The organism is Variovorax paradoxus, assembly GCF_024734665.1.
Lineage (GTDB): Bacteria > Pseudomonadota > Gammaproteobacteria > Burkholderiales > Burkholderiaceae_C > Variovorax.
In genome coordinates, this window is the sequence record NZ_CP102931.1 from 2,943,103 (window position 1) to 2,957,841 (window position 14,739).

The 14,739-nt window shown below is 66.4% G+C and carries 17 protein-coding genes; 9 read left to right on the forward strand and 8 right to left on the reverse strand.

Annotation, left to right across the window (positions count from 1 at the left end):
• The first annotated feature begins 29 nt into the window (after positions 1–29).
• From NWF24_RS13840 to NWF24_RS13860, 5 genes are read left to right on the forward strand one after another with little or no spacing between them, the layout of a single operon-like run.
• Complete coding sequence (locus NWF24_RS13840) at positions 30–1,064, forward strand: TRAP transporter substrate-binding protein (RefSeq protein ID WP_258354641.1); 1,035 nt, start codon at positions 30–32, stop codon at positions 1,062–1,064.
• Between the two features lie 15 nt (positions 1,065–1,079).
• Entirely contained in the window at positions 1,080–2,951 is a 1,872-nt protein-coding gene (locus NWF24_RS13845) for a TRAP transporter large permease (protein ID WP_375338475.1), read from the forward strand.
• A gap of 45 nt (positions 2,952–2,996) precedes the next feature.
• The gene (locus tag NWF24_RS13850; RefSeq protein ID WP_258354642.1) at positions 2,997–4,046 is read left to right on the forward strand and encodes a LacI family DNA-binding transcriptional regulator; all 1,050 of its coding nucleotides are present in this window, start codon (positions 2,997–2,999) and stop codon (positions 4,044–4,046) included.
• A 33-nt stretch (positions 4,047–4,079) separates the two neighbouring features.
• Positions 4,080–5,081: an NAD(P)-dependent oxidoreductase gene (locus NWF24_RS13855; RefSeq protein ID WP_258354643.1), complete on the forward strand. Its 1,002-nt coding sequence runs from the start codon at positions 4,080–4,082 to the stop codon at positions 5,079–5,081.
• 34 nt (positions 5,082–5,115) lie between these two features.
• Positions 5,116–5,937 carry an amidohydrolase family protein gene (locus NWF24_RS13860; protein WP_258354644.1) on the forward strand — a complete coding sequence of 274 codons (822 nt, stop codon included), beginning with the start codon at positions 5,116–5,118 and terminating at the stop codon, positions 5,935–5,937.
• Here the strand turns inward: NWF24_RS13860 and soxR are convergent.
• On the reverse strand, positions 5,934–6,407 hold the full coding sequence (soxR, locus tag NWF24_RS13865; RefSeq protein WP_097199217.1) for a redox-sensitive transcriptional activator SoxR: 474 nt from the start codon (positions 6,405–6,407) through the stop codon (positions 5,934–5,936). The two genes, NWF24_RS13860 and soxR, sit on opposite strands and share 4 nt — an antisense overlap.
• A gap of 99 nt (positions 6,408–6,506) precedes the next feature.
• On the opposite strand from soxR, the gene NWF24_RS13870 reads away from it, so the two are divergent.
• Complete coding sequence (locus tag NWF24_RS13870) at positions 6,507–6,845, forward strand: antibiotic biosynthesis monooxygenase (RefSeq protein ID WP_258354645.1); 339 nt, start codon at positions 6,507–6,509, stop codon at positions 6,843–6,845.
• 118 nt (positions 6,846–6,963) lie between these two features.
• The gene (locus NWF24_RS13875; RefSeq protein ID WP_093056827.1) at positions 6,964–7,440 is read left to right on the forward strand and encodes a VOC family protein; all 477 of its coding nucleotides are present in this window, start codon (positions 6,964–6,966) and stop codon (positions 7,438–7,440) included.
• A gap of 30 nt (positions 7,441–7,470) precedes the next feature.
• On the opposite strand, the gene NWF24_RS13880 is transcribed toward NWF24_RS13875, so the two are convergent.
• From NWF24_RS13880 to NWF24_RS13910, 7 genes are all read right to left on the reverse strand, one after another.
• Positions 7,471–8,898: an MATE family efflux transporter gene (locus NWF24_RS13880; protein ID WP_258354646.1), complete on the reverse strand. Its 1,428-nt coding sequence runs from the start codon at positions 8,896–8,898 to the stop codon at positions 7,471–7,473.
• Positions 8,895–9,464 (reverse strand): DUF2239 family protein, encoded by a 570-nt coding sequence (locus tag NWF24_RS13885; RefSeq protein WP_258354647.1) that lies wholly within the window; start codon positions 9,462–9,464, stop codon positions 8,895–8,897. Before NWF24_RS13885 ends, NWF24_RS13880 begins: the two co-directional genes overlap by 4 nt.
• A 104-nt stretch (positions 9,465–9,568) precedes the next feature.
• Complete coding sequence (locus tag NWF24_RS13890) at positions 9,569–9,931, reverse strand: GIY-YIG nuclease family protein (protein WP_258354648.1); 363 nt, start codon at positions 9,929–9,931, stop codon at positions 9,569–9,571.
• 61 nt (positions 9,932–9,992) lie between these two features.
• Entirely contained in the window at positions 9,993–10,508 is a 516-nt protein-coding gene (locus tag NWF24_RS13895) for a hypothetical protein (RefSeq protein ID WP_258354649.1), read from the reverse strand.
• A gap of 61 nt (positions 10,509–10,569) precedes the next feature.
• On the reverse strand, positions 10,570–10,899 hold the full coding sequence (locus tag NWF24_RS13900; protein WP_093056822.1) for a hypothetical protein: 330 nt from the start codon (positions 10,897–10,899) through the stop codon (positions 10,570–10,572).
• 16 nt (positions 10,900–10,915) lie between these two features.
• Positions 10,916–11,737 (reverse strand): hypothetical protein, encoded by an 822-nt coding sequence (locus tag NWF24_RS13905; RefSeq protein WP_258354650.1) that lies wholly within the window; start codon positions 11,735–11,737, stop codon positions 10,916–10,918.
• Between the two features lie 77 nt (positions 11,738–11,814).
• The gene (locus NWF24_RS13910) at positions 11,815–12,504 is read right to left on the reverse strand and encodes a hypothetical protein (protein ID WP_258354651.1); all 690 of its coding nucleotides are present in this window, start codon (positions 12,502–12,504) and stop codon (positions 11,815–11,817) included.
• A gap of 381 nt (positions 12,505–12,885) precedes the next feature.
• Between NWF24_RS13910 and NWF24_RS13915 the strand changes: the two genes are divergently transcribed.
• The gene (locus tag NWF24_RS13915) at positions 12,886–13,680 is read left to right on the forward strand and encodes a LuxR C-terminal-related transcriptional regulator (RefSeq protein WP_258354652.1); all 795 of its coding nucleotides are present in this window, start codon (positions 12,886–12,888) and stop codon (positions 13,678–13,680) included.
• Between the two features lie 8 nt (positions 13,681–13,688).
• On the forward strand, positions 13,689–14,663 hold the full coding sequence (locus tag NWF24_RS13920; RefSeq protein WP_258354653.1) for a sensor histidine kinase: 975 nt from the start codon (positions 13,689–13,691) through the stop codon (positions 14,661–14,663).
• Positions 14,664–14,739: the final 76 nt, after the last annotated feature.

Genomic DNA, 14,739 nt, shown 5'->3' on the forward strand with positions numbered 1-14,739 from the left:
GACCCGACAACCCTCCAGGAGACAAGAAAATGACCTCGCTTTCACGCCGCCGGTTCGTCCAGTCATCGTCCGCCTTATCGCTTGCTGCGGCGACGGCGGGTTTCTCGCAGCACGCCTTCGCACAGGAAAAAACCGTGGCGCTACGGCTGTCGTCTTCCCACGTGGCCGACCTCAATTCCTCGCACTTCGCGTGGGTGCAGCTGATGCAGGCCAACCTGAAGAAAGCGGTGGGCGAGCAGATCCGCATCGACTACTTTCCGAACAACCAGCTCGGCAAGGAAAGCGACGTGGTGCAGCAGGTGAAGGTGGGCTCCATCGACATGATGCTCACGGGCTCTTCGATCTGGGCCACGGTAACGCCGCAGCTGGGCATGCTCGACCTGGGCTACCTGTTCGACAGCTACGAGCACGTGGCGCGTGCGGTGGAGGCGGGCGTGGGGCCGAAGCTCAACGACATGCTGGTCAAGAGCACGGGCTGCCAGATCATCACCTGGGGAGCGCATTACGGCGCGCGCAACGTCTACACCAAGCAGCCGGTGAAGGGGCTGGCCGACATCAAGAACGTGAAGCTGCGGGTGCTGCCCACGCCAGCCTTCATCGAGACTTTCAAGATCATGGGCGCGATCCCCACGCCGATTTCCTTCGGCGAGCTCTACATGGCGGCGCAGACCGGCGTGGTCGACGGCTTCGAGCACGACGCGGGCACGGTGCTGGCCAACAAGCTCAACGAGGTGGTCAAGCACTGCTGGATGACCGAGCACCTGTTCAGCCCGATGGTCTGCGTGGCCGGCAAGCGCGCGATGGACCGCGTGCCCGCCGCGCTGCGCCCGGCCTTCCTGAAGGCCGCGGCCGACTCCACGCTGCAGCAGCGCCAGATTGGCAACGAGCGCACGCAGCAGGTGATGGAAGAGCTGAAAAAGCTCGGCATCACCTTCACGCCCATGGCAAAGAACGAGCGCGACCAGGTCCGCAAGGAAATGGAAACGAAGCTCTGGGCCGGCTTCGCCAAGCAGTACCCGGAGACGGGGCCGCTGTTTGCCGCCATCAACGGCGCTCGGGCCTGAAGCGCCATGTCGAGCATGTCGCTTCCGTTGCAACCCGCGCTTGGCTTCGATGCCAGCCACGCCGCAGGCCGCTGGCTCGCCTGGCTGATGCGCATGACCGAGTACGTGGCCGGCGTGGTGCTGGCCATCGACGTGGTGGTCGTCTTCGTCTCGGTCATCTTCCGCTACTTCTTGCATGACCCCTTCGACTGGGCGGAGGAGGTGGCGCGCGCGCTGATGGTGATCCAGGTGTTCTTTGGCGCGGCCACAGTGCTGGCGCGCAGCCAGCACGTGGGCGTGGACCTGTTCCGCGGCATGCTGCCGGTGCGCTGGCAGCCGGCGCTGATCCAGTTCGGCAGCTGGATCATCGTGGGCGTGTCGGCGAGCCTCTTCGCCTCGTCGTGCGAGCTGCTGCTCGATTCGTACAACATGACGACCTCCATCGGCCTGCCGCAGTGGATCTACGTGTACCCGGTGGCCATCGGCAGCCTGTTCATGACGCTGTTCGGGCTGGCCAATGCGGTGAACGGGCCTTCGCGCGTGGTGTGGTCCACGCTGGGCGTGGGGCTGGCGCTGACGGCCGCGGTGGTGGGCTGGAACACGCTGATGAGCGAGCACGCCATTCCACCCTGGGCGCTGCTCGTGGCGGGCTTTCTCGGCGGCATGGCACTGGGCATGCCCATTGCCTTTGTGCTTGCGCTGTCGTCGCTGGTGTTCTTCATGGCCGACCCGTCGCTGCCCATGCTGGTGTATTCGCAGCAGGTGATGGCGGGCACCGACCACTACGTGCTGCTGGCCATTCCGTTCTTCGTGCTGGCGGGCCTGCTGATGGAGGCCAACGGCATGTCGTCGCGGCTCATCGAGCTGCTGCTGCGCATGTTCGGGCGGCTGCGCGGCGGGCTGGGGCTCATCACCATCACGGCCACGGCGTTCTTCTCGGGCGTGTCGGGCTCCAAGCTGGCGGACATCGCGGCGGTGGGCGGCATCATCATGCCGGCCGTGCGCAGGACGAAGCAGGACCCGAACGAAACCGCCGGCCTGCTGGCCTGCACCGCGGTGATGGCCGAGACCATTCCGCCGTGCATCAACATGATCATCATGGGCTTCGTGGCCAACATCTCGATTGCCGGGCTGTTCATGGCGGGGCTGATTCCGGCCGTGGTGCTGGCGGTGTCGCTGGCTGCGGTGACCATCTACGTGGGCACGAAGATCAACCCCGACGAGGCCTTCGACGTGCGCACCCCCATGTTCCGCCTGCTGGGCGGCGCGCTGGTGGCACTGGTGATGGTGGCGATGATCGGCAAGGGCGTGACCTCGGGCATTGCCACCTCGACCGAGGTGTCTTCGTTCGCGGTGGTCTATGCGCTGGTGGTGGGCTGGCTGGCCTTTCGCGAGCTCACGGTGAAGTCGGTGGCGCGGCTGTTCGTGCGTTCGGCGTCGATGGCGGGGGGCATTTTGTTCATCGTGGCAGCGGCGTCGAGCCTGTCTTTTGCGCTCACGATCCAGCAGATTCCGCAGTACCTGTCGGAGTACATGATCGGCTTCGCGCACTCGTACGGCAGCACGATGTTCGTGATGCTGTCGGTGCTCATCATGATCGTGTTCGGCGCCATTCTCGAGGGCGCGCCGGCGCTCATCATCTTCGGACCGCTGCTCACGCCCATTGCCTCGCAGCTGGGCGTGAACCCGCTGCACTTCGGCACGGTGATGGTCATTGCCATGGGCTTCGGGCTGTTCGCGCCGCCGGTCGGGCTGGGCCTGTTCGCCACCTGCGCGATCACCGGCACGCAGGTGAAGGACGTGGCGCGGCCGATGATGAAATACCTGGCCGTCTTGTTCGTTACCCTCGTGGTGCTGGTGTTGGTGCCGGCCTTCTCCACGTGGCTGCCGCTGCGCATGGGGATGTGAACGGACCGCGACAAGACAAAGACCAGAGACAACAGGAAGGATGCCGTGAGCAGAATCAGCGATGTCGCCCAGCGGGCGGGGGTGTCGACCAGCACCGTGTCGAACGTGTTGAACGGGCGCAGCGACCGCATGGCCAAGGAGACGCTGGCGCGCGTCGAGACCGCCATCCGCGAGCTCAAGTACCGGCCCAACACCTCGGCGCGGCAACTCAAGACGGGGTACACGCCGCTGATCGGGCTGCTGGTGCCGTCGATGGCCAACCCGATGTACGGCTTCATCGCCCGCGAGGTGGAAACGCTGGCGCAGGAGCGCTACGGCTTTCGCATCATGATCGGCAACACCTACCGCGACGCCGCCAAGGAAGCGCATTTCTTCGAGGACCTGATGGCGCATGGCGTGCGCGGCGTGATCATCATCTCGTCGCTGGTCGACGAGCAGCACGTGGAGGCCGCCGCCGAGCGCGGACTGGTGGTGGTGAGCTACGACCGGCGCGCCACGCCCGCCGCATCGGGTGGGGCCTCGGTGATCGACCACGTGACGGTCGACAGCTTCGAGTCGTCGCGCATCGCCACGCAGCACCTGATCGACCAGGGGCACCGCCGGCTAGCCTTCATCACCCCGTCGGGCCGCACCATGAGCCGCAGCGAGAAGATCAACGGCTTCCTGGCGGCCGCGAAGAGCGCGGGCCTCGAGGGCAGCGCGCAGGTCATCGAAGGCATGCCGGTCGACGAATACGGCGATTCGATGATGAGCGAGCTCGGCCGCATGCAGGCAGGGCTCATCGCGAAGTCGAAGAATCGCCCGACCGGCGTGATCGGCGTGAACGACCTGCTGGCCTTCGGCCTGATGGCGGGTTTTCGCGATGCGGGCCTGGAGGTGCCGCAGGACGTGTCGGTCATCGGCATCGACAACGTGTTTCTCTCGACGCTGATGCACCCCGCGATGACCTCGGTGCGCGTGCCGGTGCCCGAGATGGCGCAGGTGATGGTCGAGCGGGTGATGAGCCGGCTGTCGGATCCGTCGATCTCGACGCAGGAGTTCGTTTTTGCGCCCACGCTGGTGGCGCGCGAATCGGTGGCGCCGCCGCGCGGCTAGTTCTTTTCTTTCCCTGAGCAGAAGTCTTTTTTCATGACCACGGTTTTCGTCAGCCATCCGCAAAGCAAGCTCGCCCACTATTTCGGCGACCGCGCCGCCGCCGCCCTGCAGGCCATCGCGCAGGTGCGCTTCAACCCCACGGACACCGATCTCTCGTCGCGCGAGCTGGCCGAACTGGCACACGACTGCGACGCCATCATTTCCTACCGTCAGACGGTGGGCGACGAGGCGCTGTTCGCCGCGCTGCCGCAGCTCAAGGCCTTCGTGCGCTGCGCCATCGACATCCGCAACATCGACGTGGCGTCCGCCAGCCGGCACGGCGTGCTGGTGACGCAGGCGAGCGCGGGGTTCATCCCCTCGGTGTCGGAGTGGATCGTGGGCGTGATGATCGACCTGGGTCGGCACATCAGCGCCTCGGCCGAGGGCTACCACGCGGGCCAGCCCGTGGTGCCGGCGATGGGGCGCGAGTTGCGCGGGAGCACGCTGGGCGTGATCGGCTATGGGCAGATCAGCCGCTACCTGTGCGATGTCGCGCTGGCGCTGGGCATGCGCATCTTGGTGCATGACCCGTACACCGCGACAGGCCGGGCCGAGTTCGCGCAGGTGGAGCTCGACGCGCTGCTGGCGCAGTCGGACTTCGTGGTCTGCCTCGCGGCGGCCACCGAGGCGACCGAGAACATGATGAATGCCAAGACCTTCGCCGCGATGCAGCCGCACGCCTTCTTCATCAATGCATCGCGCGGCAATCTGGTGGATGAAGACGCGCTGCTTGCCGCGCTCGATGCCGGCACGATCGCGGGATGCGCTGTGGACGTGGGCCGCGCGCCCGACCAGATGCCGTCGACGCGCGTGGCGACTCACCCGCGCGTGATTGCCACGCCGCACATCGGTGGACTCACGCCGGCGGCCGTCGAGCATCAGGCGATGGAAACCGTGTCGCAGCTGGCCGAAATCTTCCAGGGCAGGGCGCCAAAGGGCGCAGTGAACGCGGCCGAGGCTTATCGCTGGCAGCAGGCCTTCGGCGCTCGCACCTGAACGTCCGATCCACACATCCCGCAAAGAGAGCCCCATGGAACCGACCCGGAATGCGCGCTACCCCGGCGCTTGCGACTGCCACGTCCACATCTACGAAGACCGCTTCCCGCTGATTCCGAACGTCGCGTGGGTGCCGCCGCATTCGCCCGTGTCGGCTTACCGCGAACAGGTGCAGCAGCTGTTGGGCATCGACCGCGCCGTGGTCGTGCAGCCCACGGGTTACGGCTTCGACAACAGCTGCACGCTCGATGCGCTGGCCCAGTTCGGCAATGCAGCGCGCGGCATTGCGCTGGTAGCGCCCGACGTGGCCGATGCCGAGATCGCGCGCCTGCACGCAGGCGGCATGCGCGGCGTGCGCTACATGATGATCGGCGGCGTGCTGAGCTGGGCGTCGCTCGAACCGATGGCCGCACGGCTGGCCAATGCCGACTGGATGGTCAACCTGCAGCTTGACGGCCGCACGATGCCCGAGCACGAAGCAGTGCTCAAGCGCCTGCCGTGCCGGCTGGTGCTGGACCACAACGGCAAGTTCCTGGAGCCGGTGGCGCCGGATCATCCGTCGTTCCAGTCGCTGCTGCGCGTGCTCGATTCGGGGCGCGTGTGGATCAAGCTTTCGGCGCCCTACGAGACCTCGAAGACCGGCGCGCCCGGCTACGACGACGTGAGCCTGCTGGCCCGCACGCTGGCCGAGAAGTTTCCCGAGCGCTGCCTCTGGGCCAGCAACTGGCCGCACCCGGGGCGCAACCCCAGGCCCGAAAGCGCGCCGCTGTACGACCTGCTGTTTTCCTGGGCAACCAGCGACGACACGCGGCGGCGCATTCTGGTGGACAACCCGGCGGCGCTCTACGACTTCTAGGCGCCGCGCCTCACCAGCAAGCGTTGCGGCCCTTGGCCCTCGGCGCCCAGCCGGTCCAGCGGATTGCGCAGCTTGCACCGGTCGATCGACAGGCAGCCGCAGCCGATGCAGTCGTCGAGCGTGTCGCGCAGTTTCTGCAGCTGCGCCATGCGCTCATCCAGCTCGGCGCGCCACGAGGCCGACAGGCGGGCCCAGTCTTCGCGGCTGGGCGCAGCGGACGCGGGGAGGGTAGCCAGCGCCGTGCCGATGTCGGCAAGCGAAATGCCTACCCTTTGCGCTACCCGCACGAAGGCCACGCGCCGCAGCACCGTGCGCGGATAGCGCCGCTGGTTGCCTGCAGTGCGGGTGCTGTCGATCAGGCCCTGCGCCTCGTAGAAATGCAGGGTGGACACCGTGACGCCGCTGCGGCGCGCGACCTCGCCGACGGTGAGCGTGGGGGAGATGCCGGCCTTTTGCAGTGCGTCGTTCATGTGGAGAAAAACCTCTTGACCTCAACTTTACTTGAGGTTTGAGAATAACTTTCAGCGCGCAGGTCCTGTGCGCATTTTTCTCACCAAGGAACCCGCTTCATGCCGAACGATGCCATCGCCCTCCAATCCGGTCCCGTATTTCGCATCGACAAGTTTGTCGTGCCCGCCGAAGCTCGCCACGAGTTCATCGCCCAGATGCAGCGCATCCAGCAGACGCTGCGCACCTGGCCGGGCTGCCAGCGCACCTACGTGCTGGACCAGACCGGCGGCAGCGGCGAGTTCAACGTGGTGACGCTGGTCGAGTGGGCAAGCGAGCAGGCCATGGCCTCGGCCGCCGAATTCGTGAAGAGGAAGTTCGCCGAGGAAGGCTTCGATCCGGTCGCGTTCACGAAGAATGCGGGCGTGCGTAGCGACCAGGGCTTCTACCGCATCGCCTGATGGCCGGGAAGGACGAGCCTGTCAACTTCTCACTGACAGGCGTTGCACGGGTTGACAAGAGCCTCCTGCCGCTTTGATACTGAACCTCAAGGTTCATCATTCAAGCAAAGGAGATCCCATGCAGAAGATCGTTCCCTGCCTCTGGTTCGACGGCAACGGCGAAGACGCGTTGAAGTTCTACACCTCCATCTTCCCGAACTCACGCGTGACCGACAAACTGCTCTGGGGCGACGTCAACCCAGCCAAGAAGGGCTCGCTGCTCACCGCGACCTTCGAGCTCGAAGGGCAGGAGTTCATGGTGCTCAACGGCGGGCCTCAGTACAAGTTCAACCCGGCCATCTCGATGTTCGTGAAGTGCGAGACGCAGGCCGAGGTCGACAACTACTGGGACAAGCTGCTCGAAGGCGGCGGCGAGCCCGTGCAGTGCGGCTGGCTCACCGACCGCTACGGCGTGTCGTGGCAGATTGCGCCCACGGCCATGATCCGCATGTTCCAGGACAAGGACCCGGCCAAGGCCGCCCGCGCGATGGAGGCGATGATGAAGATGGTCAAGCTCGATCTCGCCGCGGCGCAGAAGGCCTTCGACGGGGAGTGATCCGCCGTCGCCCCGGCCAAGGTGTGGCGGCTACACCAGCCGGTGGATTGCCTTCTTGCGCCACACCAGCTGGTAGTACGCGGTCTGCAGCAGCAGCATCGCGCCGAAGGTCACGGGGTAGGCGATCCAGATCCCGTCGAGCCCGATGCGGTGGCTCATGACCCAGGCCACCGGCACTTCCACGCCGAGGATGCAGACGATGGAAATCAGCGTGGGCACCAGCACCGAGCCGCTGGCCCGCATGATCCCCGACAGCGCAGCGGCCATGCCGAAGATCACCAGGCTCCACAGCATGATGTGCAGCAGCGTCTGGGCAATCTCGATGACTGGCGCGCTGGTGATGAAAAAGCCCATCAGCGGCCGCGAGAACAGGTAGCCCAGCAGCACCAGCCCGCCGGTCAGCACCAGGTTCATCAGCAGCGCCGTCTTCGCGATTGCGCCGAGCCGGTTGGCGCGACCCGCACCGATGGCCTGCGCGCCGAGGATCGACGCGGTGATGGCAATCGAGATCGCCGGGAACTGCACGTACGCCACCACCTGGTTCACCGCGCCGTAGGCCGCCGTGGCTTTCGAGCCGTAGCCGTTGACCATCGAGAGCAGCACCACTTCGGCCAGCGCCACGACGATCATCTGCACGCCCGTGGGCACGCCGATGCGCAGCACGGCCTTCAGCAATTGCGGCTGGATACGCAAGTTGCGCATGAACGCCGCGTCAGGCGCGAGCGGACTCTTTTTCTGGCGCAGCCGAAAGCCGAGCCAGGTGGTCGCCACGATGAAAGACAGCACCGACGCCCATGCGCCGCTCGCCACGCCGAGTTGCGGCAGGCCGCCCCAGCCGCGAATGAGCGCGGGCGTGACCACCAGCCCGATGAGCGTTGAGATCACCAGCGTGAGCAGCGGTGTGACGGTGTCGCCCACGCCGCGCAGCATCGCGGTGGCCAGCAGGAACACGAACACGCCAGGCATCGCGATCAGCATGATGCGGGCGTAGCGCGTGGAGTCGGCCAGCACGTCGGGCGGCGTGCCCAGCGCGGCCAGCATCGGCGTGGTGAACGCGCCGCCGAACACCGCGATCACCAGGCCCATCAGCACGCCGACGGTGAGCGTGGTGCCGGCCACGGCCTTGGCCTTGGCAACGTCGCGTGCGCCCCAGGCCTGCCCGATCAGCACCGAGGCGCCGGCGCCCAGGCCGATGATGAAGGCGATGAAGAAGAACATCACCGGAAAGAAGCTCGACACGGCGGCCAGCGCGCCCACGCCGAGCATCTGCCCGACGTACACGTTGTTGAGCGTGCCGGAGAGCGATTGAAGGATGTTGCTGAGCAACATCGGCGCGAGGAAGAAAAGAAAGACCTTCCATAGCGGGCGCGGCGCGTTCACCGGCGCCACGGGCACGCCTTGCAGGCCGCTAGGGTCGGCGCCGCTGCCGGCGCCGGTTGTCTCGGGAGTTGTTCTCATTGGGGAGGCCAGCCTGCGGCCGACAGTTTCTGCAGATGGGCGCGCACGTCGGCGGGCCAGGGCTCGATCAGGTTGCCGAAGCGTTGCTCTTCGCCGGCGAACAGCGCGCGGGTGGCTTCCTCGAAGCCGGGCAGGTTGCCCGCGATCGCGGTCATGAAGCGGTAGGTGGCCTCGTGCGCGGCGCGCACGGTGTCGCGCTCGGCGTTCACGCGGCGGGCGTCGTCGACCAGCTTGCGCAGCGCGACCGAGGCGCCGCCGGGCTGGCGTCCGAGCCAGTCCCAGTGGCGCGGCAGCAGCGTGACTTCGCGTGCGACCACGCCGAGCTTGGGCCGGCCGACGCCGCGCGGGGCATCGTCGCGGTGCTCGGCTTCGTGATCGCGCAATTCGGGCAACAGCTCGCGCAGGTCGAGGTCGAGTTGCGTGCCGGTCTGGTCGTCGAACACGAGGTACGGCCCGGGGTCGTCGCGGCGGCGCAGCTGGTCGAGCACTTCGGCCTTGCTGCCCTGTGCGACGCGCTGGAAGCCGAAGAACACGGTCAGGGTGGTGGGTAGGGTGTCAGATGACATTCGGGTGTTTTGTTCCTGGGGGTGCCAAGCGAAACGAGGTGCGTAATCTACTCGCTGATGCGCTCCGGCGTGCGGCATCTCGCCGCCGTACGTTGCGTGGGCGCTCATGGTGTGTTGTAGCCGTTCGGGCCGAAGCATTGAAGCTCTTCCTGCCAGAGTGGCAGGAGCTTGTCGAGTTCGGCCTTGCGATCGAAATCGGGGTCTTCGCGCTCCTTGATCCGGTCGATCACTTCGAAGGTGAAATGGCCGGCGCCGTGGGCGTTCCAGTCCTGCTGGAGCGCCTTGTTGCGATGAGCGGGCATGTTCAGCTCGAAGCGCGCGCGGTTCATCGCGCCTTCGACGTCGAGGCTGCCGGCCACGTAGACGCGACCGCTCAGCGTGTTTCTGATGACGAAGACGCCGGCCGGGCGCGGGGTTTCCTTGTAATGGCGGGTGAGGGCGCGCCGGGTTTCTTCAGAGAGGTTCATGCATCAAATATTACCCGGGTTAAATTGAAATAACAATATACCCGGGTAAAAATGAGCAAAATCAACCTTCCCTGAACCGCCGCCAGCCCCGCGAAATGCGCCGGTTCAGCGCCCGCACCACGCGCCACGGACGGCTCTGGCGAACGATGGTGAGCACGTGGTCCTTCCAGGCCTTCCACCGCGGATACCAGCGGGCAAACCATGGAATGCGCATCAGCGGCCCTTCGACCAGCTGGAAGATCCGCGCGACGATGGCCGTGCCCGCCAGCTTGGCCAGCACGAGCACGGTGAGGCCCGTGGCTGCATGGCCGCGGCTGAAGAGAAAGAGAGCCAGCACCTTCACCGGAAGCAGCAGCAACACGGGCACGAAGAAGGCCAGCACTGCGCCCCAGGGCGGCAGCCGGCGCAACCGTTCTTCGAGCGCGGCCCAGAAGGGAAGGCGGGACAGCCGTGCCGCCAGCGCAGCCAGTGGCTCCCAGCCCCACTCCTCGAAGAGCAGCAGGGGAACGATGAGCGCGGTGCCAACGGCGCGGAGCAGGGCACGCAAGACGCGCAGGACGCGCGCGAGGAATGTCATCCGCGAAGGGTAAGGCAACGCGGGCCCGCGGCCGTCCGGCGCGCGGGCCAACGCCGCCTGTTTACTTCTTCTCCGGCACGAAGAAGAGGTATTCGCCGCGTCCCATCTCCGGAGTGATCTCGTAGCCGGAGCACAGGTCGCTGGCGCACTGCAGGATGATCACGCGCGGCCAGATCGTCGCGGCTGTCGGAAAGCCCGGCAGGTACTGCGGCACGTGCCACACGCCCAGGGTGCCGACCGGTTCGGCGTTTTCGGTGCCCCGTGCGTTCTGCAAGCCGCTGCCCATGTTCATCCGCTCGATGCGCAGCACCGGAGGCGAGGGCGCGGCCGCCGCAGCCGCGACTGTCGCCGTGCAGCAGGCCGCCAGCCAGAGGATTACGGTCCTGGTCATGTCAGGCTCCACGCGGTCATTGCCGGACTGCCATCGATGCGGACGCAACGTCGCCGGCCGGCCGTGCCGCGCGAATGGCCGCCGCTTCGCCCGGGTCCATTGCCGTCACCGTGGCGCTGGCAACGGGCATCGACACCGCTGCCGGAGGCTCGTCCTGGGCCGTGGCCACCGGCTGCGCGGCGGGTGCGACTTCGGCGACGGGTGCTGGCGGCGCCGCCGCCGGTACCACTGCGACGGGGGCCGCTGGCGCAGCCGCAGCCACCGGGCGCGGCGGTGCCGCAGGTGCACCGATTGCCGACGCCTGCGGCCCGTAGGCGGTCACGCGTTCGTCCGCAGTCATCGACTGCGGGCATTTCGTGCCCGTCATCTCCAGCGCTGCCAGGGCCGCCGGGTCCATGCAGTCCATGGCGAGCGAGGCTGCCTTCATGCCCTTGTTCCAGAGCTCGCGGCTCATCTTCAGGCGCTTGCAGTGCTCGTCCGTCCAGGTGGTGCCGAAGCTGAGTCCGACGCCCGGTCCGTTCGCGCTGGCGCTCGTGCTGCCCATGCAGGTGTCGTTGCTCGTCGTCAGGTTGGGGCCGTTGACCGATGGCACGTTCTTGATCGTGTAGCTGCCCCGGTAGTCGACGGTGCTCGTCGTGGCGCCCGTGTTGTTGACGTTCTGGTTCAGCGTCGCCCGGGTGTCCGCGGGGGTGTTGGTGTTGAAGTTCACGGCCTGGGTGTTGCCCTGGGCCGAGGTGGTGGCTGAACTCGATGACTGGTTGTTGGCACCGCCCGCCGTGGTCTGCGCCATGGCGCCCGCGGACAAGCCCAGCAAGGTCAGGACAATAAGTTTTTTCATGTTCTCAACTCCTTTGGAAGCCGGGGAGGGGCTAGCCCCTCCCCATTTCTGAGTGCAACAACCTGTGCGAGAAGGGCTCAGGGAGCCGATGCAGTTGCACCGGAGCCAGCCAGGCCGCCGGTACCGCCACCGTTGCTGAAGCCGGCGGCATTGCCGAAGCTGAGGTTGGTCACGCCGAAGGAGCCGCCGGTCGAGCCAGCCGTTGCCGAGGTGGTCGTGCCGTTGACGAAGCCGTTGATGGCGCCCGACGAGGCATTGAAACTCGACGTCGTGCCGGAGGTGCGCGTTACCACAGCCAGGCCACCGCCAGGACCCGCGGCCGTTGCGGCCGTGTTGTTGGTCGTGGAGCCGGCGGTTCCGCCTGCGCTGCCGCTCACGGAGTTGGGTCCGCCCGCGCTGTAGTTGGCATTGGCGGTCGCGCCTGCATTGGCCGAGGCATTGGCAGCGCCCGCTGCGGCGCCATTGCCTGTCGTTGCAGCCACGCTGGTCACGCGGCCTTGCGTGGTCGCCGAGCCGCCTGCCGTTGCGCCACCGATGCGCAGACCCGGAAAGCTGACCGCGCCGCCTGCAGCGTTGGCGTTGGCCGACGAGCTGGAGTTGGCTGCGTTGTAGCTCAGTGCACTGCCCGTGCCCGAGCTGGCGGCCACAGATCCGGCGGAACTGGAAGAGCCGGTCGTCGTACTGGTGGCGGCGAGGGCCGTGGTGCTGGTTGCCGAGGCAACGCTTCCAACCAGAACCACTGCGATCGCGATGAGTGTCTTCTTCATGATGCTTCCTCGAAAGTTGTTGAAACGAACCCGATTGCCGGATCAATCCGGCCATCAGCTAACGGTCAGCGGCACTGCTTGAAATGCTTCCGTCACGACCGAGGTGCAGTTTCTGCGTCGAGGAACCGGGGAAAAATGCCCAGTGCTGGGTAGAGCAAGGCTATGGCGAAAGGTGTGTTTTGCACCATTTCGGGGGGCCGCGGGGAGGGACCCCTCGATGCGGCGGCCGAGGGAAAAACTACAACTTTCGATGGACATTGTTGACTAGTCGAAACAAAATGCAACCAAAGTAATCAAAAAAACTGAAACTCAAAATCTGAGTAGAAATGAATTAACTTTTGGTCACGAACAAGATGTGCTATTTGTCACAAAGGGGCTGGAATGGAAAGCGATCTCGACATTTCATTGACAGATGTGGGCAGCGGGGGTAGGCAATACGCCAATCCCGGCCAGTTCGGCGGGCTTCTCTCGCCGTCCGCCGACACTCTCCCGTGGCCTGATTTCCTAACCGGGCAACAGACCAAACCCGTGCGCGTCCTGCTGGTGGACGACGACCCCTTCGTGCGTCGCGTCATCGCCCAGGAATTGCTGGGCGACCTGCGCATTCAACTCGAAGGGCAAGCCGGCACGCTGCGCGAAGGCCGACGATTGCTGCTGCAGCATGAGTTCGACGTGCTCATGGTCGACATCCGCCTGGGCGACGGCAGCGGATTCGAGCTCATCGAAGAGGCCAAGCGGCATCGCAGCGCGGCGGAAATCATCGTCATCTCGGCGCTCGAGGACGAACCCCAGGTGCTGCATGCCTTCGAACTCGGCGCTTCCGGCTACCTGGTCAAGAACGCGTGGTTCCAGAGCTATGCCCAGGCCGTGCTGCAGGTGGTGAACGGTGGGGCCGCCATCACCCCGCGGCTGGCGCGCCGGCTGCTCGTGCACCTCGATCACAAGCGCTCCAACGTCAATCCGGTGCGTCCGCCGGACACAAAGGCGACGTTATCCGCGCGGGAGCGCGAAGTGTTACGACTTGTAGCAACGGGCTACGTTACCGAGGAAATCGCGCTGCAGCTCACCATCAGCGCCCAGACGGTTAACGCGCACGTCAAGAACATCTACCGCAAGCTGCACGCCCACACCCGCGCGCAGGCCGTGAGCTTTGCCTCCCACCGGGGGCTGCTGTAGCCCATGCCATGCTGGCGCCGCAGGTCTTTTCTTTACCGCACTTCCTGGAAGACCAGTTCGTGTGGCTGTCGATCGGCTCGTGGTGCGTGCTGTTGACGTGGCTGCGCTCGCGCGTCTCGCGCCGGCGGCTCCTGATGTGGGCCGGCCTGGTGGGTGCGCTGCACCTGACGCCCGTGACCGCGCAGGTCATCCGGGCCACGTCGGCCATCGGCGTGACGGCGGATGACATGCCGTTCGCCTTCTGGGCGCTGCAAGCGCTGAACGTGGCGGTGCTTGCCGCGCTCCTCGCCAGCGTCTGTTTTCTGGTCTTCCGGCGCCGCGCCGCAGACCATCGGCCGTCGCAGGCGGTGGTCGCCGAGCGACGGCGCATTGCCAACGACCTGCACGACGGCGTGGGCTCCCGGCTGGTGGCGCTGCTGGCCAGCCAGGACCCCCGGTCTGCCGGGCCCGGTAGCCTGTCGATGGCCCTGCAGGACTGCCTGCTCGAACTCCAGATGACGGTGGACGACCTTGACGACCAGACGTCCGCCAGCGTCGTCGAGCGACTGGCCCACGTGCGCTACCGGCTGCAGCCCGCGTTCGACCGGCTCGGCATCGCGCTCGAATGGCACATCGCCAGCGAGGCCAACACCCGCTGGGTGCCGCCGGAAACCGCGATGCAGATCTGCCGGGTGGCGCAGGAAGCCATGTCCAATGCGCTGCGGCATGCGCAGGCGACCCGTGTCGAACTGCGCTTCGGCCTTCGCGACCGGGGATTGCTGATGCTGGAGGTGCGCGACGACGGCCGCGGACTGGGTTCGCGAAGCGCGTCTTCCGCCGATACGGGCAAGGGCCTGCGCAGCATGCGCTCCCGGGCCGACGCCATAGGCGGCGAGCTGACAATCGAAAATGCCGCGCCGCGCGGGCTGAGCGTGCTACTGGTGGTTTCGAGCCAAGCGCAGGCGCCGACCGGCACCCGGGCCGAAGCGGAAAGCATGCTGTAACACGCCCGCCGGGCCGCCCGGACGGACGCCGTCCGCGCCTATGGCAAACTCCCGCGCTTTGCCAGGGACGCGCTCA